Source organism: Comamonas odontotermitis (assembly GCF_020080045.1).
GTDB lineage: Bacteria > Pseudomonadota > Gammaproteobacteria > Burkholderiales > Burkholderiaceae_C > Comamonas > Comamonas odontotermitis.
In genome coordinates this window covers 494970-516136 of record NZ_CP083451.1, presented here as the reverse complement: position 1 = coordinate 516136, position 21167 = coordinate 494970, and the positions used below count along the sequence as shown (strand labels likewise).

General features: G+C 54.3%; 18 protein-coding genes, 5 tRNA genes and 1 pseudogene. 6 read left to right on the top strand and 18 right to left on the bottom strand.

All coding sequences use genetic code 11. The features are described 5' to 3' along the window. Window positions 1-108: 108 nt before the first annotated feature. The 12 genes from rplL to LAD35_RS02315 all read right to left on the bottom strand — a co-directional run bounded on the left by rplL (window position 109) and on the right by LAD35_RS02315 (window position 5488). Window positions 109-483, bottom strand: a complete 375-nt coding sequence (gene rplL, locus LAD35_RS02370) for a 50S ribosomal protein L7/L12 (RefSeq protein ID WP_224151137.1) — start codon at window positions 481-483, stop codon at window positions 109-111. 37 nt (window positions 484-520) lie between these two features. Continuing rightward, the gene (gene rplJ / locus LAD35_RS02365; protein ID WP_224151136.1) at window positions 521-1030 is read right to left on the bottom strand and encodes a 50S ribosomal protein L10; all 510 of its coding nucleotides are present in this window, start codon (window positions 1028-1030) and stop codon (window positions 521-523) included. Window positions 1031-1273: 243 nt separating this feature from the next. Further along, window positions 1274-1969, bottom strand: coding sequence for a 50S ribosomal protein L1 (rplA, locus tag LAD35_RS02360; protein ID WP_224151135.1), 696 nt, complete (start codon window positions 1967-1969; stop codon window positions 1274-1276). Between the two features lies 1 nt (window position 1970). Continuing rightward, window positions 1971-2402, bottom strand: a complete 432-nt coding sequence (rplK, locus tag LAD35_RS02355; RefSeq protein WP_184710530.1) for a 50S ribosomal protein L11 — start codon at window positions 2400-2402, stop codon at window positions 1971-1973. Between the two features lie 124 nt (window positions 2403-2526). Further along, window positions 2527-3120: a transcription termination/antitermination protein NusG gene (gene nusG / locus LAD35_RS02350; RefSeq protein ID WP_224151134.1), complete on the bottom strand. Its 594-nt coding sequence runs from the start codon at window positions 3118-3120 to the stop codon at window positions 2527-2529. After that, window positions 3120-3503, bottom strand: a complete 384-nt coding sequence (gene secE, locus LAD35_RS02345) for a preprotein translocase subunit SecE (RefSeq protein WP_224151133.1) — start codon at window positions 3501-3503, stop codon at window positions 3120-3122. The genes nusG and secE overlap by 1 nt, the downstream gene beginning before the upstream one ends. Before the next feature lie 85 nt (window positions 3504-3588). Then, window positions 3589-3664: transfer RNA gene (locus tag LAD35_RS02340), tRNA-Trp, on the bottom strand. A gap of 12 nt (window positions 3665-3676) precedes the next feature. Next, entirely contained in the window at window positions 3677-4867 is a 1191-nt protein-coding gene (gene tuf, locus LAD35_RS02335; protein ID WP_224151095.1) for an elongation factor Tu, read from the bottom strand. Window positions 4868-4933: 66 nt separating this feature from the next. Further along, window positions 4934-5008 (bottom strand) — tRNA-Thr (locus LAD35_RS02330). A gap of 38 nt (window positions 5009-5046) precedes the next feature. Then, a tRNA-Gly gene (locus tag LAD35_RS02325) sits at window positions 5047-5120 on the bottom strand. 51 nt (window positions 5121-5171) lie between these two features. Continuing rightward, window positions 5172-5257: transfer RNA gene (locus LAD35_RS02320), tRNA-Tyr, on the bottom strand. Between the two features lie 154 nt (window positions 5258-5411). Next, window positions 5412-5488, bottom strand: a tRNA-Arg gene (locus tag LAD35_RS02315). A gap of 677 nt (window positions 5489-6165) precedes the next feature. Between LAD35_RS02315 and LAD35_RS02310 the strand changes: the two genes are divergently transcribed. Together LAD35_RS02310 and LAD35_RS02305 are read left to right on the top strand one after the other, a co-directional pair. Then, window positions 6166-7704, top strand: coding sequence for an IS3 family transposase (locus LAD35_RS02310; protein WP_224151132.1), 1539 nt, complete (start codon window positions 6166-6168; stop codon window positions 7702-7704). 61 nt (window positions 7705-7765) lie between these two features. Further along, window positions 7766-8164, top strand: a pseudogene (locus LAD35_RS02305) (transposase); the annotation flags it as partial. A gap of 326 nt (window positions 8165-8490) precedes the next feature. Here the strand turns inward: LAD35_RS02305 and LAD35_RS02300 are convergent. Both LAD35_RS02300 and LAD35_RS02295 read right to left on the bottom strand, forming a co-directional pair. Continuing rightward, window positions 8491-9006, bottom strand: a complete 516-nt coding sequence (locus LAD35_RS02300) for an OmpA family protein (protein ID WP_224151131.1) — start codon at window positions 9004-9006, stop codon at window positions 8491-8493. Between the two features lie 279 nt (window positions 9007-9285). Further along, window positions 9286-14691 (bottom strand): beta strand repeat-containing protein, encoded by a 5406-nt coding sequence (locus LAD35_RS02295; protein WP_224151130.1) that lies wholly within the window; start codon window positions 14689-14691, stop codon window positions 9286-9288. A 381-nt stretch (window positions 14692-15072) separates the two neighbouring features. Here LAD35_RS02295 and LAD35_RS22365 point away from each other — a divergent pair, with 381 nt between their 5' ends. Beyond that, window positions 15073-15366: a helix-turn-helix transcriptional regulator gene (locus LAD35_RS22365; protein ID WP_396022784.1), complete on the top strand. Its 294-nt coding sequence runs from the start codon at window positions 15073-15075 to the stop codon at window positions 15364-15366. Here LAD35_RS22365 and LAD35_RS02285 read toward each other — a convergent pair. Further along, entirely contained in the window at window positions 15363-16163 is an 801-nt protein-coding gene (locus tag LAD35_RS02285; protein ID WP_224151129.1) for an anti-sigma factor, read from the bottom strand. The genes LAD35_RS22365 and LAD35_RS02285 overlap by 4 nt on opposite strands. A gap of 18 nt (window positions 16164-16181) precedes the next feature. Further along, the gene (locus tag LAD35_RS02280; RefSeq protein ID WP_184704255.1) at window positions 16182-16757 is read right to left on the bottom strand and encodes an RNA polymerase sigma factor; all 576 of its coding nucleotides are present in this window, start codon (window positions 16755-16757) and stop codon (window positions 16182-16184) included. A 236-nt stretch (window positions 16758-16993) separates the two neighbouring features. Here LAD35_RS02280 and LAD35_RS02275 point away from each other — a divergent pair, with 236 nt between their 5' ends. Both LAD35_RS02275 and LAD35_RS02270 read left to right on the top strand, forming a co-directional pair. Then, a complete protein-coding gene (locus tag LAD35_RS02275; protein WP_184704253.1) occupies window positions 16994-17587 on the top strand; it encodes a ferritin-like domain-containing protein in 594 nt (197 codons plus the stop codon). Between the two features lie 72 nt (window positions 17588-17659). Further along, on the top strand, window positions 17660-18214 hold the full coding sequence (locus tag LAD35_RS02270; RefSeq protein ID WP_224151128.1) for a DUF3455 domain-containing protein: 555 nt from the start codon (window positions 17660-17662) through the stop codon (window positions 18212-18214). Window positions 18215-18724: 510 nt separating this feature from the next. Here the strand turns inward: LAD35_RS02270 and LAD35_RS02265 are convergent. Together LAD35_RS02265 and LAD35_RS02260 are read right to left on the bottom strand one after the other, a co-directional pair. Beyond that, window positions 18725-19363 (bottom strand): NUDIX hydrolase, encoded by a 639-nt coding sequence (locus LAD35_RS02265; protein ID WP_224151127.1) that lies wholly within the window; start codon window positions 19361-19363, stop codon window positions 18725-18727. Between the two features lie 24 nt (window positions 19364-19387). Continuing rightward, window positions 19388-20377: a hypothetical protein gene (locus tag LAD35_RS02260; RefSeq protein ID WP_224151126.1), complete on the bottom strand. Its 990-nt coding sequence runs from the start codon at window positions 20375-20377 to the stop codon at window positions 19388-19390. 9 nt (window positions 20378-20386) lie between these two features. On the opposite strand from LAD35_RS02260, the gene LAD35_RS02255 reads away from it, so the two are divergent. After that, the gene (locus tag LAD35_RS02255; protein WP_224151125.1) at window positions 20387-20686 is read left to right on the top strand and encodes a helix-turn-helix domain-containing protein; all 300 of its coding nucleotides are present in this window, start codon (window positions 20387-20389) and stop codon (window positions 20684-20686) included. Window positions 20687-21167: the final 481 nt, after the last annotated feature.

The following is a 21167-nucleotide window of genomic DNA, read 5'->3' as shown; positions in this document are numbered from 1 at the left end:
AACAATCTGATCAGAATGTTTTGTGGTGGCCTCTGTACAAAGGCTTTTCCAGAAGCACCAAAGGCTGGAGCACCTTTTCGGGTACTCCAGCCTTGAAAAAGCCCTCAATTACTTGAGTTCGGCCTTTGCACCAGCTTCGGTCAGCTTCTTGGCAGCAGCTTCGGCGTCAGCCTTCGGCATAGCTTCCTTCAGAACCTTAGGAGCGCCGTCGACCATGTCCTTGGCTTCCTTCAGACCCAGACCGGTGATTTCACGCACGGCCTTGATCACGCCAACCTTGTTGGAGCCAGCTTCAGCCAGCACCAGGTTGAACTCGGTCTTTTCTTCAGCAGCAGCAGCACCGCCACCACCACCAGCAGCAGGAGCGGCCATAGCAGCAGCGCTCACGCCAAACTTCTCTTCAATTGCCTTGACCAGGTCGTTCAGTTCCAGAACAGTCATGCTGTCCAGAGCGGTCAGGAATGCGTCTTTATCGAATGCCATTTTGATTTCCTAAATATTTCGGTTGGTTTTGCCGCGCTTAAGCTGCAGCAACTTCGGCGCCTTCGCCCTTTTTGGCCGCCAGCGCGCCCAGCACAACGGCGGTACGCGAGATTGGCGACATGAGCAAGCCACACAATTGGGCCAGCAGCACTTCCTTGGAAGGCACGCTTGCCAGTTGCTTAACGCTGTTAGCGTCCAACGCCTTTCCTTCGAATGCACCACCGCGAATCACCAACTTGTCGTTGGTCTTCGCGAAATCGGCCACCACCTTGGCAGCGGCGATTGCATCTTCAGAGAAACCGTAGATCAGCGGGCCGGTCATCTGGTCAGCCACCACTTCAAAGCTGCTACCAGCAACAGCGCGACGAGCCAGGGTGTTCTTCAGAACACTCAGCGTCACGCCTTGCTTGCGTGCTTCCACACGCAGCTTCGTCATGTCAGCGACCGTGATGCCGCGGTATTCCGCGAACACAAGCGTTTGAGCTTTAGCGGCGAGGCTGGTCACTTCATTGATGACCGCTTCTTTCTCACTGCGATTCAGACTCAAGGTCTACTCCTTCAAATGCGCAAATCGGGGCAAGCCCCTCATGCGCGCTCTTGTTGCAGCGACCAACTGTTTCGGAAATTCATCCATCTGCAGCGGGATCGCCATCTGCGTTGGCCAGAGATTTAAGTGATCTTGCATCACACCAACGGTCTTGGATGGCCCGCCATGGAAATTTATTCAAAATCCATAGCAGCCCACCACACCAGACGGGCGCCAAGCGCCAGTCTGACGATTTTTTAGCAATTACGCTGCGATGGTTTGTGCGTCAACACGGACGCCCACACCCATCGTGGACGACACTGCCACCTTGCGCAGGTACAGGCCCTTGCTCGAAGCAGGCTTGGCCTTGTTCAGAGCATCAACCAGTGCAGCCAGATTGCCTTGCAGCTTGACGTTCTCGAACGAACGGCGGCCAATGGTCGAGTGAACGATACCAGCCTTGTCAACGCGGAACTGCACCTGACCAGCCTTGGCGTTCTTCACAGCCGTTGCCACATCAGGGGTTACCGTGCCAACCTTGGGGTTTGGCATCAGGCCACGTGGGCCCAGGATCTGACCCAGGGTACCCACAACGCGCATGGCGTCAGGAGCAGCGATCACCACGTCGAAAGGCATGTTGCCGGCCTTGACTTCTGCAGCCAGGTCGTCCATACCCACCACGTCAGCACCTGCAGCCTTGGCTTCTTCAGCCTTGGCGCCTTGTGCAAACACGGCAACGCGAGTGGTCTTGCCAGTACCGTGAGGCAGCACCACGGCACCACGCACCACTTGGTCCGACTTCTTGGCATCCACGCCCAACTGAATTGCCACGTCGATGGATTCATCAAACTTGGCCGTCGCAGCTTCCTTGACGAGAGCGACTGCATCAGCGAATGCGTACAGCTTGGTGGTGTCCACCTTGCCTTGCAGGGCTTTTTGCTTCTTGGTCAACTTTGCCATCTCAGAGGCCCTCCACCGTAACGCCCATGGAACGGGCAGAACCAGCCAGCGTACGCACAGCTGCGTCCACATCAGCGGCGTTCATGTCCTTCAGCTTGGTCTTGGCGATCTCTTCCAGCTGAGCGCGGGTGATCTTACCAACCTTGTTAGCCAGAGGATTGGACGAACCCTTGTCCAGCTTGATAGCCTTCTTGATCAGCACCGTTGCAGGTGGGGTCTTGATCACGAAGGTGAAGCTCTTGTCCGCAAAAGCGGTGATCACCACAGGCAGTGGCAGACCTGGTTCAACACCTTGGGTCTGGGCGTTGAACGCCTTGCAGAATTCCATGATGTTCAAACCACGCTGACCCAGTGCGGGACCGATAGGTGGCGATGGATTGGCCTTACCAGCTGGTACTTGCAGCTTGATGAAGCCGACAATTTTCTTTGCCATTTTTAGCTCCTTGCGGGTACAAACGCCTGCACAACAATCGAACAGGCTCCCCGGGGTTAAGACTCTGTTTAGGCACCGAGTCCGTAAGTGCCTGAAAAGAAATCAGGTTTTCAATAAAAAAGACTTACGTCTTCTCAACCTGACCAAATTCGAGCTCAACAGGAGTTGAGCGGCCGAATATCATAACAGAAACGCGAAGTCGACTCTTTTCGTAGTTTACTTCTTCCACAGTTCCATTGAAATCGGTGAAAGGGCCCTCTTTCACTCGGATCAGTTCACCAACGATGAACTCGATCTTGTGACGAGGCTTCTCGGAGCCCTCTTCCATCTGGTGAACGATCTTCTGCACTTCCGCTTCAGAGATCGGTGCCGGGCGATTCTTGGCACCACCCACAAAGCCGGTCACCTTGCTGGTGTGCTTCACCAAGTGCCAGGTGTCGTCATCCATCACCATTTCGACGAACACATAGCCCGGAAACAGGCGGCGCTCCGTGGTCTTCTTCTGACCATTGCGCACTTCCACCACTTCTTCGGTCGGCACAAGGATGCGACCAAACTTGCTTTGCATGTCCGAGCGATTGATGCGCTCCTGGATATTGCGCTCCACCGCCTTTTCCATTCCCGAGTAGGCGTGAACGATATACCAACGCAGATCTGGATTAACAGCGCCGATAGGCGCCTCGGCGCCTGTATTCATTGTTTCGTCTGCGTTCGACATTACTTCCTCCAGCCCAGAACCAGGTCGTAAAGAACCCACTCCAGCGTTTTATCAGTCATCCACAAGAACAAAGACATGACAACAACAAACGCAAACACGTAAGCCGTCATCTGCAATGTCTCTTTGCGCGAAGGCCAGACAACCTTCTTGACTTCGCGCCACGAATCCTTGGCAAAACCAACAAACTGCTTACCCGGCTCAGACACCAAGAACACTGCAGCAGCAGCAATCAAGCCCACCAGCAACACAGCCCATTGCACCACTGAGCCTTGCTTGGAGAGCAGATAGAAACCTGCAATACCAGCAATGACCAATACTGCCACGGCAAACAGCTTGAGCTTGTCCGCACCAGAACTAACAGTTTCAACTTGTGTAGCAGCCATGTCGACAATCAGATTTAAAAATAGGCATCATTCAAGACGCCGAAGCCCGCCATGATCTGGCGGGCTTGGTTTTCCACTTATTCAGTGGCAGGGGCAGTAGGAATCGAACCTACAACCTTCGGTTTTGGAGACCGACGCTCTGCCAATTGAGCTATACCCCTACGATCTCAAAATTACGCAATGATCTTGGCAACCACGCCAGCGCCAACGGTACGGCCACCTTCGCGGATAGCGAAGCGCAGACCTTCTTCCATAGCGATAGGAGCGATCAGCTTGACGGTGATGGACACGTTGTCACCAGGCATGACCATTTCCTTGTCGGCTGGCAGCTCGATGGCACCGGTCACGTCGGTCGTACGGAAGTAGAACTGAGGACGGTAGTTGTTGAAGAATGGGGTGTGGCGACCGCCTTCATCCTTGCTCAGCACATACACTTCAGCGGTGAAGTGGGTGTGTGGCTTGATGGAGCCTGGCTTGCACAGCACTTGGCCGCGCTCCACGTCTTCACGCTTGGTGCCGCGCAGCAGCAGACCAACGTTGTCACCAGCTTGACCTTGGTCCAGCAGCTTGCGGAACATTTCCACGCCAGTGACGGTGGTCTTCTGGGTGTCCTTGATACCGACGATTTCGATTTCTTCGCCGACCTTGACGATACCGCGCTCGATACGGCCCGTCACCACGGTACCACGACCGGAGATCGAGAACACGTCTTCCACAGGCATCAGGAAGGTGCCGTCCACAGCGCGCTCAGGCGTTGGGATGTAGGTGTCCAGGGCTTCAGCCAGGCGCATGATGGCAGGCTCACCCTTGTCGGATTGGTCGCCTTCCAGAGCCAGCTTTGCAGAGCCGCGGATGATAGGGGTGTCGTCGCCAGGGAAATCGTACTTGTCCAGCAGTTCGCGGACTTCCATTTCCACCAGTTCCAGCAGTTCTTCGTCGTCCACCATGTCAGCCTTGTTCAGGAAGACGATGATGTAAGGCACGCCCACCTGACGCGACAGCAGGATGTGCTCGCGGGTTTGTGGCATTGGGCCGTCAGCGGCAGAGCAAACCAAGATAGCACCGTCCATCTGGGCAGCGCCGGTGATCATGTTCTTCACATAGTCAGCGTGGCCTGGGCAGTCAACGTGAGCGTAGTGGCGGTTAGCCGTTTCGTACTCAACGTGAGCGGTGTTGATGGTGATACCACGGGCCTTTTCTTCAGGAGCCGCGTCAATCTGGTCGTAAGCCTTGGCTTCGCCGCCAAACTTCTTGGACAGAACGGTAGCGATAGCAGCCGTCAGGGTGGTCTTGCCGTGGTCAACGTGACCGATGGTGCCCACGTTCACGTGGGGCTTGGTGCGCTCGAATTTTCCTTTTGCCATTCTTGACTCCGAAAAAACCTAAACCTAGAGGGATATAGCGCAACCGGAACCGTGCGCACTTAAATATGGTGCCCATGGGCAGGATCGAACTGCCGACCTCTCCCTTACCAAGGGAGTGCTCTACCACTGAGCCACATGGGCAATTTTTAAAATTGCAACAGCATCGCTTTACTGCAAACTGGAGCGGGAGACGGGAATCGAACCCGCGTCATTAGCTTGGAAGGCTAGGGTTCTACCATTGAACTACTCCCGCATCAATCGCGAATGAACGCAATTGCTGCAAAGCTGCTTCTTCAACCATTTCTGGTGGAGGGGACTGGATTCGAACCAGTGTAGGCGTAAGCCAACAGATTTACAGTCTGCCCCCTTTAGCCACTCGGGCACCCCTCCGAAGAAGAACTAGATTGTAGCATCATTTTTGGCAGTTTTTAGAAAATTCCGATTTCTCGCAAATTTCTTGAAGGGCCGCAACCCCAACAAACCCGAAACAGTGCTTCAACCTATAAAAAAGCCTCAAGATGACACTTGAGGCTTTTTCATTTTTTGGTGCGGCTGGCAGGAATCGAACCCACGACCCCTTGGTTCGTAGCCAAGTACTCTATCCAGCTGAGCTACAGCCGCTAAGCTGCGTATTGTAGCGTAGATTTGGACACAAATTCAAAACTACACCCAAGTCAATCCAGATTTACCAGCACAGGCGGATGAGACTTGGCGCTGGCGGGGATCGAACTTTATTACCAGACCCTCATAAACTCTTGATTGTCGATATGCTTTCCATGAAAATACCAACAAAAATACCAACAAATCAAAAAGTATCATCGTGCGACCGCTCTACCTCCAGAATCAGCCCGCTCACCGAGCTGTCATACCTAGAGGTCTAGAGGTGCACATGATCGAAAAACCACATCGACGAGCATTGTATGCCTCTCGTCACCGCACCCACAAGCTCTCCAACCCCAGCTTTTACGACCTTCGCGCATCATAGTCGTGCACGCCCTAGCAATTCAGCCTCCGACATCTCCAATGGGCTTTGTTGCATTACAGGGACTTCCCATGAATGCAAGCACTGGCCGGAATTCTTTTGACAAACAGGCATGTCCCGTCAGTCAAGACGATCAAAGCGCGTAAAACGAGGAACAGACTGCACATCTACAGACGGGGTTCAGCACAGATGTGCGCCCCAAGAAACAAACCGCGCAGCAAGGCTCCATTCAAATCCCGTGATGTCTTGCGACTCACAATGCAACAATCGAGCTTGGGGGATGCGGACGAAAACTTGGACTACCAGGAGGTAGTTCATGTATTCCTACGAAGATCGAATCCGAGCCGTTGAGCTCTACATCAAGCTGGGCAAGCGCGTCAGGCCCACCATCCGGCAGCTGGGCTATCCGACGAAGAATTCTTTGAAGGGTTGGTACAACGAGTACCAACTCAAGCTCGACTTGTCCGCTGGCTACGCAGGCCGTGAACCGAAGTTCTCGCAGGCGCAGAAGGCCGCAACCATCGAGCACTACCTCACCCATGACCGATGCATCGCGGCCACCATGAGGGCGCTGGGCTACCCCGGTCGTGGAACGCTTACCAAATGGGTGCGTGAGGCATTCCCTGAGGCCAGAAGGGCTCTGGTTAGCAGTGTGGGTCAACGAAGGTATCCCGAGAGCTTGAAGCAAGCGGGAGTCATGGAGCTTTGCACTCGGCAGCAAAGTGCGCAAACAGTGGCTGATAAGTTCGGCGTATGCCGGCCAACGTTGTACAACTGGAAGAACCAGCTGCTGGGACGTGAGGCACCCGCATCAATGAAACACACCGATCAATCACCGCAGGAGCGAGAGCGCGAAGAACTCGAGCGCCAGGTTGAGATACTGCGCCGCGAAGTCAGGCAACTGCGCCTTGAGCAGGACCTCTTGAACAAGGCCAATGAACTGTTAAAAAAAGGTCTGGGCGTCGATCTGCAGCTCCTGTCCAACCGGGAGAAGACACTGCTGATTGACGCCCTCAAGGAGCACTACCGCCTGCCAGAGCTCCTCGCACAGTTGGGTCTTGCACGCAGCTCGTACTTCTACCATCGGTCCCGCACAGTGGTCGGCGACAAGTACCTTGTGGTGCGCCAGTCCCTTACCGAGATCTTTGAGTCCAACCACCGCTGCTACGGCTACCGCAGGCTGCAAGCCTCTCTGGCCAGAGAGCAAGGCCCGATCTCCGAGAAAGTGGTGCAGCGGCTGATGAAGCAAGAGAATCTGGTCGTCGCAAAGCCCAAGCGGCGCAGGTTCGCGTCCTACCTCGGCGAGATCAGCCCGGCACCAGATAACATCATCAACCGTGACTTCCAGGCGGCCACCCCAAATGAAAAGTGGCTCACGGACATTACAGAATTCCAGATCCCAGCAGGCAAGGTGTACCTGTCACCCATCATCGATTGCTTCGACGGCATGGTGGTGAGCTGGACCATTGGAACGAGCCCGGACGCAGAGCTGGTCAACTCAATGCTGGATGCAGCTATTGAGACAGTGGCAGACACAAGCGATCGTCCAGTGGTCCACTCTGATCGTGGTGGCCACTACCGTTGGCCAGGCTGGCTCTCTAGGATGAGCGAGGCGAACCTCACCCGCTCGATGTCTCGCAAGGCCTGCTCTCCTGACAACGCGGCTTGCGAAGGCTTCTTCGGCCGCCTCAAGAACGAGTTGTTCTATCCTCGGGACTGGAAGGGCACGACCATCGAGCAGTTCATTGAGGTGGTCGACTCGTACATCCGCTGGTACAACGAGAAGCGGATCAAGATATCCCTTGGCTCTCTCAGCCCTGTTGAATACCGGGCGAGCCTTGGACTTGCGGCGTAAACCAGTCCAAGTTTTTATCCGCATCCCCTCCCGGGGGCTACTGGGTCATTTCTGCGTGGAAATCAACACACTCACGGCATCAGCCATTGTCGCAACCGTTGGTGACTTCAAGCAGTTCAAAAATGGTGCACAGTTTGCGGCCTGGCTGGGGTTGACTCCCCGCCAACATTCCAGTGGCGGGAAATCCAACCTGGGAGGCGTTACCAAGCGCGGCGACAGTTATCTACGCTCTTTGCTGGTGCAAGGCGCAAAGGCTGCAGTGCTCACGGGCAAACACAATCAGGACCCCATCTCACAATGGGCTATTGCCCTGAGGCAGCGCAGCGGCTGGCAAAAGGCCGTCGTTGCATTGGCCAACAAGAATGCTCGTATCCTGTGGGCTCTCATGGTCCATGAGCGCCCTTACGAGGCTGCACATATCAGCACGCGCCCAACGCAACCCCTATTTGCTGGCGCATAAGCCAAACGATGGATTCAACATGCCAGACGTGAAATCAAAGATGCAATGAACAGGTCAGACCAGCAGCAAGCAAGCTCGATTGTTGCATTGTGAGTCGCAAGACATCACGGGATTTGAATGGAGCCTTGCTGCGCGGTTTGTTTCTTGGGGCGCACATCTGTGCTGAACCCCGTCTGTAGATGTGCAGTCTGTTCCTCGTTTTACGCGCTTTGATCGTCTTGACTGACGGGACATGCCTGTTTGTCAAAAGAATTCCGGCCAGTGCTTGCATTCATGGGAAGTCCCTGTAATGCAACAAGGCCCAACATTACACTCAATTCAAAGAGCTAGAGCAAAGGCACTACGATTGCAACGCGGCGATTTTCTGCGGAGTTATGTGATAACACAGGCGATGTATTGCCAAAGCCCTTGATTTCGATATTCTGCTTAGGCATACCAACTTCCACCAGCACATTCCTCACGGCCTGGGCCCTTCGCAAAGAGAGCTTAAGGTTATAGGTGGCGCTGCCGCTATCGTCGGTATAGCCTTCCACGCGAAGGCGGTCGATACCCTCTTTCATCAACGCTTGCGCAAGTTCGATAAGCCTAGTGCGCGCCGCCTCTCCCACGTCAGCAGAATCAAATTCAAAGAGCAACTTCCCCAACATTTGCAATTCCCAGCCCCCGTCTCCCTCGGAGAATCCCTGACTGCGCAATACCTGTTGCTGTTGAGCTGTTAACCCCCGTTGCGATATTAACGGAGGTGGTGTCTGACACGCCGCCAGTAGCAATGTCAGAACCATAGCCCAGCGCGCGCCGTTGGCACAGCGCTGTCCGTTACTGAATCCCAAGCTCCATTTCATATCAACCCTTTGCTTTCCGCTCGCCCAGCAAGGCGCGCTAATTTGGGTTCATACATCGCCCTGATCCAATTAGTCCACTAATGACACTGTTCTGCCCATGCTTCAGGAAAACTACATACTGACACTCCATAGCCGGGCTCAACACCAAACCACTGCTGGTGCTCACAGGATACTGCACTGCATCCTACATCTTGGCTTTCACTACCTGGACATCCGCCATTCGACCTACAGGACGCAACAGGCAACCAGGTCTACGTCGAGCTCTACGGTCAAATCCATTCAATGAACTTTGTGTGACTTCAGTTTGATACTTCTACTTGCCTTTCTTGCTGCTCCAGAGATTAACAACAATCCCAACGCCAGCAGCATATAGCGCGAATTCACCGGGACAGGAGCCACATTCATACCCAAGATTTCGTCTGAGTCAGTTGACGTACATGACCCACCCGAAGCTTGAGCGGTACATTGGCCTCCGCTGATCGATGCAGTATTCACCACTCGCTCACCTACCTTGCCGGTAACTTTGCCAGACACCACATAGGTGACACTACCACCAACTACCAGCGTAATTCCAGTACACGTCAGGCCTGTACAAGTACCTGGTTCGGAGCCCTTCTCGTCCCCTGCCTTGCTAACCAGCACTACATCCGAAAGGCCGTTAACCACAGTGTCGGTCCAACTAACATCAGTGGCGCTGCTCAGACCAGAATTGGAAATTGTGATCGTATATGTAGTTGTTCCACCATAAGGAACTGAAGTGGCATTATTTGTCTTGGTCACTCCTAAATTAGGTTGTGGGGTGACATTTGTAGTTACGGTCGTGGTAGAGCTTGCACAGTGCTGCGCATCATTGCAGTTTTGCGGATCGGGCGGATTGCCTCCATTGAATGGATCGCCGCCGCCTCCGACTCCAGCCTTATTCGTTGCGCTGTTAGATATTGCTGTAGGAGCAATTAACACAGGTAGATCAATCACCGACTGCCCACCAGAATTGATCGACGTCGTGCTAGTGCAATCCAGACTCTGCCCCGCCGCTGTACAGCTCCAGTTGCCATAACTGCCGCTGACTACAGTGATACCCACAGGCATGAAATCGGCAATTGTGATGGTGCCCACTGTTGGGGCATTGCCATTGTTCGTCACCGTCAGTGTGTATTTGGCGCTTGCCTGCGCTACTGCCCACGGACCGTTGTTCGTCTTGGTAAGGCCCAGGCTTGGCACACCCGGCAGCGGGCTGCAGTTGGCACTCGTGCTCGCCCCTGCATTGATGGACGCAGCGTTATATGCACCATTTCCTGTGCTGCCTGTACAGGCAAGCTCGGCTGCACTCAGACTCCCGTTGGTCGTGAACGTGATTGTCACCGTATAGGTATGCGAGATTCCGGCAGCAATGGCTACATTTGCCGCACTGATCTGAGCCGCTACTCCACTAGCCGGAGCCGCCAACGGCGTGTTCACCGCCCCCCCGCCAGCCGCCGTGACTGTCCAGCCATTGAGCACAATCCCTGCCGGGTAACCCGGGGTGTCGCTCAACGTATATGTGCTGGGAACCCCGCCGCCATTGGTGACTGTGACAATGTAGGTGGCTGTGTATTGACCCAGGGTGGCCGTGCCCGCGATGGTCGGTACACCTTTATTCACCGCCATTGCTGCTGGTGCGTTCACCGTCGTAATATTGGTCGCACAATGCCCCGGTGCGGCTGCATCCAGCGCCGTGCAGGAACTACCTGGCGCAGGTGGGTTCCCGCCGTTAAACGGATCACCACCGCCGCCTACTGAGGCGTTGTTCGTCAAGCTGGCACCAGTGCCGCCCCCTATAGCAGAGGCATCCACGGACACCGGCAATACAATACTGTCCGAGCCATTTGCAGGAAGAGCAATTGCACTCTGGCAAGCAACACTCTGGCCGCTCACGGAGCAAATCCAGTTGCCATAGTTACCACCGACTGCGCTGATGCCCATCGGTAGGCTGTCCATCACCGTTATTTGGCCAGAGGTCGCCGTTTGCGTGCTTGCATTTGTGACCGCTAGCGTATACGCAGCTCCACTCTGACCAACCACCCATGGACCATTGCTTGTCTTCGTCAACTGCAGACTAGGCGCGTTTACAGATGTAGTAATCGTGCTAGTGCAGTTGGCATTGTTAGCCATCGGGCAATGTGGATCACCCCCGCCCTGTACCGTGGCCGTGTTCGTCACACTGGGCACTGCCGCAGCAGTTGGCGTCACAGGAATCACGAAGCTCACGCCCGTGGCATCGCCAGCCACGATTACCGCGCTGGAGCTGCAGGTCACCTGCTGACCAGAAGCCGTGCATCCGCTGGGCAGCGTGCCGATAGTCAACCCGCCAGGCATCACGTCCGTCACGCTCCAGTTGCCCGAGGTGTCGGCTGTGCCCACGTTGGTCACCTGGATGGTATAACTGGCCGCAACCCCCACTGAGAAGCTTGCAACGCTAGCGGTCTTGGTCACGTGCAGCGCAGGTGATTCCACCGGCACTGGCACTTGCGCCTGACAACGCGCAGGCAGTGGGTTGGTGGCAGCCGTACAGCCTGGATCACCCCCACCAGCGACAGTGGCTGCGTTCTGCACTGTTTGCCCGTCTACAGCTGCCGTGGCTGTCACTGGAATTGTGAAGTTAACACTGGCATTGACAGCCAAGCCCGCAGCGATAGTGCAGCTGAGCTGCTGGCCTGTTGCCGTGCAGCCGCTGGGCAGCGTACCAATTGTCAGGCCAGCAGGAATAGTGTCGCTCACCACGGTGTTGCCAGTGGTTGGCGCAGTTCCACTGTTGAGCACTGTGAGGGTGTAGCTTCCAGCTTGGCCAACCACGAATGCGTTAGGCGTGGAGGTCTTTGTCAAACCAAGTTGTGGTGCACTCACCGTGTTTGTGGTGGTGCCGGTGCAGTGTGCTGCGCCCGGGCAGGTCGGATCGCCCCCACCCTGCACGCTGGCAGTGTTGCTCACTTGCTGTCCATTGACACTGCTGTTCGGCGTCACCGACACCGTGAAGCTGGCTTGTGCGCCCACCGCCAGCCCTGCAGGAATGGTACAGCTCACTGTCTGACCGCTGGCCGTGCAGCCATTAGGCAATGGCGTGCCGATCACCAAGCCCGTAGGGATGGTGTCCGTGACGGTAGCAGCAACAGACGTTGCCGCCTGACCATTATTGGTCACCACAATGGTGTAAGTTGCAATCTGACCAACAGTAAAGGCTCCTCCCGAGGTCTTGACCAGATCCAACTGAGGTGCATTCACCGTAGTGGTGGTCGTGCCTTGGCACTGCGCCGGCACTGGATTGGCGCTAGCCGTGCAGATAGCATCGCCACCACCAGTGACAGTGGCTGTGTTCACGCTCGGGTTTGCAGCGCTCTGGGCGATCGCAACAGGCACGCTAATCACCGGAGCACTGGCGCCCGGTGTGAGCACCGCGCTCGTCGTACATGTCACTTGCGTGGCCGTGCTGGCCGAGCAATCCCAGCCCGTGCCCGTTGGCAAGCCCGTCATTGTTATGCCTACAGGCAATGGGTCGCTAACCGTTATCACCCCCGTAGTGCTGCTCGAGCCTGGCGCATTGCTGTTGCTCACCTGCAGCGTATAGGTTCCGCTGGCTCCCACGGCGAATGCCATCGGTGTCGCCTGCTTCGCTATGCTCAGCAGTGGCTTGCCTGAATCTGTATTGGTTACAGTGCTACTCTTATTACATGATGCATAACCGCAAGCTACCGTCGCCGTATTCACGATATTACCAGTCGCGCTTATTTGGGCAGTACCGCTTACTGCGATGGTAATGGCGCCTCCTGCAGGTATTGAGGCGCCACTCAGAGCAATGGCGTTGCCAGTTCCGCTCACCACAGATCCACAATTCCCTCCCCCACTAGCCACACAATTCCAACCACTGACAGTTACCAGAGTTGGCACCGTATCTGTCACGCCCACCCCACTCGCTGTGACTGCCCCCACATTAGTCACAGTAATCGTGTAGTTCAATGGCTGGCCCGGCAAATACGTGCCATTTGGTGAAGCAGTCTTTGTAATATTAAGCTGCGGAGCAGTGGGATTACTCGCACTCGCCGAGCATGGTGAAGGCGTATTGCCAGGTGCACAAAATCCACCGTTATTTGGAGATGCAGTCGCAGAATTCACTACAGTGGCTGGCGGACTTGCAGCTACAGTTGCATTGATGGTACAGCGAACCACAGCCCCAGCAGGAAATGAAGAGATTGTCGTAGATAGAGCACCATTACCAACGGATGGAGAGATTACTGCGCTCCCAGATGTAGGTGCACAACTCCATGAATTGAAGCTAGCAATACCACTTGGGATTGAATCGCTAATCGCGGTACCATCAGCTAATGCAACACCTGTATTTGATACATCTACAAAATAGGTAACCGCTGCATTTGGGACAAGCGTTCCACCGCCTATATTTGTACTTTTAGTGATTGATATGATAGGCAGGGTTCTTGTATCTGTATCACTTGCTGTGCACCGCCCAGTAGCAGCATTGAATGAACTTCCTGCCGCCGTACAAGCAGTGCCAATATTACTTGTTGCAGGGCCAGGCGTAACCGTCGCAACATTGGTCAAATTGCCCGTGAAACCGGATGGCACCGCCAGCGTCATGGTGTATGTAAGAGAGCTGCCATTGGGTAGTGATGCACTGGCATCATTCAACGCTCCACTACCGCTCGAGGCACCACACACAGCGCCACCTGTAGCGCCTCCACATGTCCATGTGGCACTAGTGATGCCTGAAGGAAGAGGGTCAGCCACAGCAACACTCTGCGCCCCGAATGGACCCGCATTTTTAACAAGCAATTGGTAGGTGATATTAGACCCTGCAATGTACTGGGTTTGATTGTCAGTCTTGGTAATTGATAAATCGGCACCAAATACAATGTTCTGACTGGCGCAATTTGAACCATCATTTGAAGATGAGCCTGGTGCACCGCTAATCAGCGTTGCAGCACCTGTAGTTAGATTGAATTGATAAAACCCGCTAGGAGGATTATTGCCTGAGCCAAACAATCCATTAGGAGCCCCATACATTGCACCAATAAAGCCCGCCGGAAGCCCGTTAGGAGCACCAATAGCTGTAACTATGCCGGTCGTAGGATTAATAGAAACAAGTTGACCGGCCGAAGTAACTGAATACAATAACCCATTCACCCAAGCCATGTCTGCAATAGACAAGTTTGTCAAGCCAGCTGGAAAGGTGAGTGACAGCAAGCTTGCCGTCATTGTGCTGACATTAACTACATACATTGCCGTACTAGTTCCGACATTGTTTTTAACGTACAGCAACCCTCCAGTGTCGCTAAAAGTACCAGAAATATATGTCGCAGAGGGCAAGCCCGTGACCGCCCCTAAATTGACGGTACTTCCGTCGGCGGCAATTCGCATCAAGCGGTTGCTAGCATTAAGTATTCCGTATTGATAATTATCTAATGGATTATAACCAACAGCATTATACGTAACCGATGATGTCCCCACAGGGCTAAATATAAACGGATTAGAATTTGTATTTATTCTATACAATGTCGTTGGATCGCCGGGCTGCCCCTGCTCAAGGTACATTGTCGAATCACAGACAAACGGGGTTTGTGCATTTACTTCGAATGCAAATAAACTGAAAAAAGAGATAATCGAAATAATTAATATTCGAATATATTTTTTCTGCATAACATCCTCTTTTCGCACAAATAAAGAAAGAGCAAGTGCATCTTCTCTACTTTGATTTCTAGCGCAAATTGTACATTTATGCAAGTTTTAGAAACAATTGATGCAGGCTTGAAGACGATTGTTGTATTTTTTCTCCGAGGGTAAACCCGTGATTGGTGAAAATGGGCCCGCTTTAAATGACTGTCGGAGCTCCCAGTGTTGGTGCATTACGGGGACTTCCCATAAACTCAATCACTGATAAGCAACCATCCCCCCGAAGAATTCAAGATTGAAGCGGTCAAACAGATCACGGAGCATGATCAGCACATGTATCCGCACGGATCGGCGTGAGCCAGCGCAGTCTGTACAACTGAATCAAGCTCAACGAACTGATACGAAGAACTGATTGCGACGTGCCTGCGCGAGCTATCAATAGGCGACATCGCACACCGCTGGAGGTTTCGGACCAGGCACATTTCGCGCACATTTCGCGCACGATACGGGAAGACGCCAACGCAGCATCGACGCATGCTTGGAGAAGTTGTACAGGTTTCCCCACACAACCGCCTCAGTGAACTGCACCCCAAGAGTTGGACATCAATCCAAACGATGGGGTGGGGGATCAGGTTTGCGTGGAAATCAACAATCAAGCGATCGAGCGCAGATTGCTGCAAAGTTGGCGGAGTCCCCAATTAAAGATCCCGGCGAATGAGTGCCCCCTTGAACAGCACTGGACCAGTCGGCCCCATCGAGCTGGGTACGCCGCCTTTGGGCTCAAGACTGATAGCCAGCACTGGAATCGCTTTCACATCGGTTTCCTGCGCCGTGAGTTGCTCCAGTTTGCCTTCCCCCATAACGCCCAAAGAACGTGGCGCGCCTTGTTGAGGCAATGCCCACAGTTGCAGAGATTTATTCTCTGCTTCCTTAAAACCGCTCACGCGCTGCAAAACCAACTGGCTGTGCCGGGGGTCGAACGTCACCAGCATGGACGCATCGGCTTTGCCATCGGCTAACACCGCTACATATTGAATCTGGGGCACCTCCTGCAATGCGGTCTGCGCTATCTGAAGTTGGGTTTGCAGCGAAGCCAGTTGCTGCTGTGAGGCCTGTTGAAGCCCTTGATGGGACCACAAGCCCACCGATATAGCACCCGCAGCGGTCAAGCTACCTGCCAAGGCCAATCCGCGCCACCATGCCAGCGCGCGCCCTGGCGACTTGGGCGCAGCATCGCGTTGCTGCGCAAGCTTGGCGTTGTTCTTTTCGGCTTGCAGCAGATTGTCGATGCGAATCCAGACCGCCTCATCGGGCGCTACCGGCTCTTGCACCTCGGAGAAAGCAGACCAGCGGCCTTGCCACAACAGGGCAGCAGCCCGCACCTGGGGGAACTCGCGAGCGAGTTGCTCAAAGCGCCGACGAGCCCCTGCGCGCAGCGTACCGAGTGCGTAGGCTGCAGCCAGGCGGTCCAGCAGTTCAGGGTTTCGGGTCAGATTCATGGTGGAAACTCCTGACACTCAAACATGGCGCGCCATGCATTTGCGCAGTTGCTCTAGGCTGCGGCGCACCCAAGTTTTGACGGTCCCCAGCGGCAACTTCAGATGGCTGGCCAATTCACTATGGCTTAAATCCCTCAGATAGGCCAAGCTCACCACTTGGCGCTGGGGCTGCTCCAGCTTTTGTAGGCACTGGTGCAGTACTGCAGCTTGCTCACTGGCCTCCACCCATTGCATCGGGCTTTGCGCCTCCCTGTCCTGTAGCAACTCTTCAACGTCATCGATCGGAACATTGAGATGCAGGCGCTCGGCTCTACGCCGGCGCAGAAAGTCCAGCGCGCGGCTGCGTACCAGCATGCCCATCCAAGCCAGAGGCGGGCTGAGCGAGTCCCGGTAAGTTCCCGCGCTGCGCCAGATACCCAAAAAGCTGTCTTGCAGCACATCCTCGGCCCATTCCTTGTTGCCAACGATGCGCAAAGCAAGCCCATACAGCCGCGAAGCGGTCCGGTCGTACAAAAGCTTGAGAGCGGCCTGCTCCCGGGCTGCTATGCGGTCGAGTAGTTCCATCAGTTCACTGTCCGGTGTATTGGCGCTCATGCAGTCATTGTGATCAGAAGCACCTCCTTCATACGGTGCTGTTGGATAAATGCCAAGGCGTATTGCCCATCCTGCCTATTTACCTGTACGCAGCATCTCGGCTACTGGATGTGAGCACCCAATAAATTACCGAAAAAATCTTCAAAAACTTGAATCCATCGACTCAGCGGCTGCGTATTACAAGCGTCGGACACTGCAAATGGTCGACACAGCCCCACAGCTAATTAGGAGTTGTCATGAGTATCAATCTGTTTGAAGGTCGTTCTTCCCCCATGGCCTCGCGTCGTGGATTTCTGGGCACCACAGGCACCTTGTCAGCCGTGGCAGTTGCCATGCTCGCCGGCAACGAGGCCCTGGCACAGGGTATGGGCAACGATCCGGCCAAGGATGTCTCTATCCTCAACGTGGCCCTGGGACTGGAACACGAAGCCATCAATGCCTACCAACTGGGGGCTGGCAGCGGTCTGCTGCAAAAGCCTGTGCTGGATGTGGCCTTGCTGTTCCAGAGCCACCACAAAGCCCACCGAGATGCCCTGATCGCGACCATTCAGAAAATGGGAGGCAAACCGATAGCCGAAGCCTCCATGCAGACCTACGCTGAGTCTCTGAAGGCCGCCACCCTCAAAAGCCAAGCCGATGTACTGGCGCTGGCAGCAAGGCTGGAGCTTGGGGCGACCAACGCTTACCTCGGCGTCATTCCCGCTTTTGAGAGTCGTGACCTGGCCAAGGTGGCAGGACGTCTGGCGGCCGACGAAACCATGCACTACACCGCACTGATTTCGGCTTTGGGCCGCACTTTGCCCAGCAACGCCTTGTCCTTTGGGGCCTGACGCGCACTAGCTTCGGGTACCGAGCACATCTGCTCGGTACGCTTCTTCTCCATTTTGGTCGAGGACATTCTCATGAAACATCTACCAACCCGCTCTCTGGCCGCCCTTTGCGTATCAGCGCTGGGCCTGACTGCCTGCTCATCCATGTCTACGCATTCCACCTACTCACAAGCCGAACTCCCAGCCACCGTGCAGGTGCCTGCTGGACACAAGGTGGCCATGGAAACCGTCGGCGTTGGCCAAATCACCTATGAGTGCCGAGCCAAGAAAGATAAGGCTACCGAGCACGAATGGGTGTTTGTCGGCCCTGATGCCAAGCTGCAAACGCGAAGTGGCACGGTCATCGGCAAATACTGGGGCCCACCAGCCACTTGGGAGAATCATGATGGCTCCAAAGTCACTGCGACACAGGTTGCAGTGGCTCCCGCTGGTACTGGCAACATCCCACTGCAGCTGGTCAAGGCCAATCCGGCCAGTGGCATGGGAGCCATGCAAGGTGTGACCTATATCCAGCGCGTAGCAACCAAAGGGGGCGTTGCACCAAGCATGGCCTGTGACGCCAGCAATCTGGGCAGCAAACAGGTTGTGCAGTATCAAGCCGACTATATTTTCTGGAAAGCGGTCTAAAAGACTGACCGATGGTGCCCCTTTTGGCAGAAGCTGTGAAGGGGAGCCATTTCCAGAAATTGCCAGCGCTATGACAGAGGAGTGATCTGTGGACTGTACAGCGAAACTGGGGACCAACACATATCGACCGCATTGACTTGCACAGCCTTAAATGCCCGAGCGTTATGGTCACTGGCTCCACCTCGATAGAACCATTCAATGATTGATTGACTAGACTGACACGCTCAACCAATGAGAACACAATGCACCAAGAACCAGACTTCATACAGAACCTGAGGCAAGAGTTCGGGGATGGATGGCGCTGGATAGAGCGCTGTATCGTGCTGGCTTACGCTGTAGCCGCAGGGCTATGTGTCGTGGGCTGTTGATTTCCAAGCATGGATTTACGGTGGCTGAGTGAAGCCCTCCGAGAGTATTTGGCCTGACATCGCCCACGCTTTGACGTCTTTAACTCGATTACGTGAAATGAAGGGATAGGCTCGTGCTGAGCCGGCTCTCAACTATTTGCACCTATCCTTCTAGCGTTACTACTAACGCATCCAACACCTGCCTGTCTCCGGGATGCGTAAGCAATTGACTCAGCGCTGTGACTGGAGCCAATACACAGGCCTGCGTCTCCCATCCGCATGCTGCTGGACTACCGCCAATACGCTTTGCCAAATAGAACCTCGTGCGCGTTATGCTACGGTCAACATCACAAAGCCAATGCGTGAGTTCGATGGCAAGGCCGGTCTCTTCGTATACCTCCACCAAAGCTGTCGCTCTAAGGCTTTTACCATCGGTTCGGCCTTTGGGCATGGTGTACTGATAGCCACCAAATCTATTCGTCGGCTCAACGAGCCATACGCGCCCATCCGGTTCCAAGATGACAGCTCCAGCAGCAGGCTGGAGGCTCTTGGAGCAAATGAATTCTGGCTCGGCATAATCTTCCATACCCTCGGCGGGTATTTCCCACGCACCAAAATCCTTTGAAGGGCCCCATGAATTCATTGCAATGCCATTCAGCTTCAAGGGCACCTTACCATCGGGAACAAAAATCGCCGTAATGACAGGATCTGCCCAAGAGGATGAAGGCGTCGCCAATGACGGATGACGAATGAGAACCGAATTGCCTTTTTCGTCAGGGCGAGGATGATAAACAGCAGTCATGATTTCGAGCTGATTTTCAAGGATTTAATTACAGCTAAGCGCTACCTGCCCATTAACAAAAACATAGCGCACAATTCTTGGGGCGGATTGCTCATCAACGACCAAACTAACAGACACTTTTCGCCCCTCTTGACGACCTTCGAACGATGTGAACGTTAACGTACCATCAGTTTTATCGGAGCCGATAACATCGTAACTTCGAAGCAAATCCATCGTGGCTGCCAACGCCGCCATAGGAGATTTACACATAAATATCGATGCGACTTGAAAATCAGGCATCTCTTTCTTTAACTGAGATGAGGTGATGGAAAACGGTTTATATGACCAGCTTTTCCTTACATTGCTTGGAAAAGAAGATGTTATTTCTGAAGCCTGCTCCGCATCCAACTGCTGGTGTACAGCTCGCTTTTCAGCAATTGGTGCTGGATCGTCGCATCTGGGATACAAGGTAGTGTGCGCAGACTCCCCCCCTTCCAGCTCTGCATAGACATCTAATGTGCCATCGTCCTTCTCAGCCACTTTGATTTGGTCGTACCCCCGGCTAGTCAAGGTTTGCTTCGCCAAGTCAACGGTGAAAGGGACACATCGACCGGATTCGGTACGTCCAAACCATTTTTTGTCTGCTTGGGCTTCAGTTGTCTTGTCATCAATACACCGCATCCAATGCTTGTCCGCATTGACGGCACTTCTGGGGCCCCAACACCATCCTCGCGCGGAGACCTCGGCGAACTGGGCCTCACGGCTATCGCAGGCTATCCGTGTTTTGGGATCATCGCCACTACCGCCTCTACATTGCTCATTCAATGCATCAACTTCGCTAAGCAGCGATTCCGTAGACTGCAACTTCGCATTGGAGGACTTTTCTGTACAGGCCACAGAAAGGGCTACCGCAAAGATGACCCCGCACCTGATCATGAGCATCCGCATATTTTCAAGAAGGTGAATTTCAAAAAAACTACCAAAACGGTAGTACGCAATAGATGCTAACACAAGAGCATGCCAGTCTTTGCTCAAACGACCGGCATGACACCACTACCCCAAAGAATCAAGGAAGCGCGGTTGAAGGCTGGACTTTCGCAGGAACAGCTGGGAATCAGAATTGGACTTGAGCCCGAGTCAGCAAGTACGCGGATGAATAGATACGAGTTGGGCAAGAGAACGCCGGATTTCGGCCTGATGACCCGGATTGCCGCCGAACTGAATTTCCCTACCACCTACTTCTATGCAGAAGCAGAGGATGAGGCCACGTTGCTAGTTGCCTTCTATCGAATGGCTCCAGCATCGAAAAAGAAGATATTGGAGGCAGCATTAGCTGAGTCTTAAAGACCTCCACCATCTCAGGCATGCCCATCAAGGCAGGAAACCATGTCTGATACCACATGCTAGTGTTGCCTATCTGTCCGCCGTTCTGGCCGATCAAGGCCCCCTCATCCAACAGCATGATGCTTGGCACGCGCCAAGAGGCGCATTGCGGCCGACGAGCGCCCAATCTAGGGTAAGTCGGTACCAGAATCGTTATGCTGCTTCAGCGAAACAGATTCCCGGAGCCGTTCCCGAATCTCATGGAACTTCCTGCGGCATCAGTCAGCTTGGCGACACATCAATACAAACCGTGCTCCGCATGCGCGTGCGTGCGTGCGTGCAATATCTGACTCAAAACAATACTCATCGCTCAGAACATTTAGTCTGCGGCAGGAACCCAAAAGGAACCACTGCAGGAACCAAGCGCGGACTTCGCTCACCGATAGTCCTCTCTAGACATCTTCAGCAACTCAGCACGATGCTCTGGCTTGGATTCGAGGAT